Source organism: Mycolicibacterium palauense (assembly GCF_002592005.1).
GTDB classification, from domain to species: Bacteria; Actinomycetota; Actinomycetes; order Mycobacteriales; family Mycobacteriaceae; genus Mycobacterium; species Mycobacterium palauense.
In genome coordinates, this window is record NZ_NVQF01000198.1 from 1 (window position 1) to 1,348 (window position 1,348).

Genomic DNA, 1,348 nt, shown 5'->3' on the forward strand with positions numbered 1-1,348 from the left:
TTGAATCGCCCTGGAAATCCCGGAGGCTCCTGACCTTGGAAACGAGGATGCAGGTATGCCGAAGGAACAGTCTGCTGGGAAGCCCACGACACGCCGCTATAGCCCGGAGGAGAAGGCCGCGGCGGTGCGGATGGTGCGTGCCTTGCGCGCCGAGCTGGGCACCACGCAGGGCACGGTGGCGCGGGTGGCCAACCAGCTCGGCTACGGGGTGGAATCGGTACGGTCCTGGGTACGCCAGGCCGACATCGACGAGGGCGTGGCGCCCGGGGTGTCCACCGCGGAGCATCAACGACTCAAGGAACTCGAGCAGGAGAACCGGGAACTCAAGCGCGCCAACGAGATTCTGAAACGAGCAGCCAGTTTCTTCGGGGCGGAGCTCGACCGCCAACACAAGAGATAGTCGCCTTCATCGACGCCAATCGGGCCGAGTTCGGGGTCGAGCCCATCTGCACCGTCCTGCGCAGCGCAGGGGTGTCGATGGCCCCGAGTACCTATTACGACGTCAAGACCCGCCCGCCGTCGGCACGGGCGGTCCGTGACGCCGCACTGGGGCCAGCGTTGCGCACCATCTGGGAGGACAACTACCGGGTCTACGGTGCGGTCAAGCTGTGGAAATCCGCACGTCGGGCCGGCCACGACGTCGGCCGCGACCAGGTCGGGCGGCTGATGCGCACCCTGGGCATCGAGGGGGTCCGGCGCCGCAAACGCCACAAGACCACCAGAGCCGACCCCGCCGCGGCCCGACATCCCGACTTGGTCAACCGCCGCTTCACCGCGGCGGCGCCCAACGAGCTATGGGTAACGGACCTCACCTATGTGCCGACCTGGTCGGGGGTGGCCTATGTCTGTTTCATCATCGATGCGTTCTCTCGGATGATCGTCGGGTGGCGGGTGGCATCGAACATGCGCACCACAATGGTTCTCGACGCGCTGGAGATGGCCCGTTGGTCACGCGGAAACACATTGCCGGGCTTGCGATGCCACTCCGATGCCGGATCGCAATTCACATCCATCCGCTACGGCGAACGACTTGCCGAGATCGGTGCGCTGCCCTCGATCGGATCGGTCGGGGATAGCTTCGACAATGCGCTGGCCGAAACGGTCAACGGCTACTACAAAGCAGAGCTGATCTACGGCCCTTCCCGCACCGGGCCGTGGAAGACCGTCGAGGACGTCGAGCTAGCCACCCTGAGCTGGGTGTACTGGCACAACAACGCCCGCCTGCACAGCTACCTCCACGACATTCCGCCCACCGAGTTCGAGGCCGCGTTCTACGATGCTCAACGGAGCGACCAACCGCTGGTCGCAATCCAATAGATCGAGCCTCCGGCAGAACCAGGGCGATTCA

General features: G+C 65.1%; 1 protein-coding gene and 1 other annotated feature. The gene reads left to right on the forward strand.

Annotation, left to right across the window (positions count from 1 at the left end):
• Positions 1-55 precede the first annotated feature (55 nt).
• Positions 56-1,317 (forward strand): IS3 family transposase gene (locus CSR00_RS29835; protein ID WP_099025945.1). Its coding sequence is split into 2 segments (ribosomal slippage): positions 56-359 and positions 359-1,317, totalling 1,263 coding nucleotides; the frame shifts between segments, so codons are not numbered across the junction.
• Positions 355-486: a sequence feature (AL1L pseudoknot), on the forward strand. (Overlaps the previous gene by 132 nt.)
• Positions 1,318-1,348: the final 31 nt, after the last annotated feature.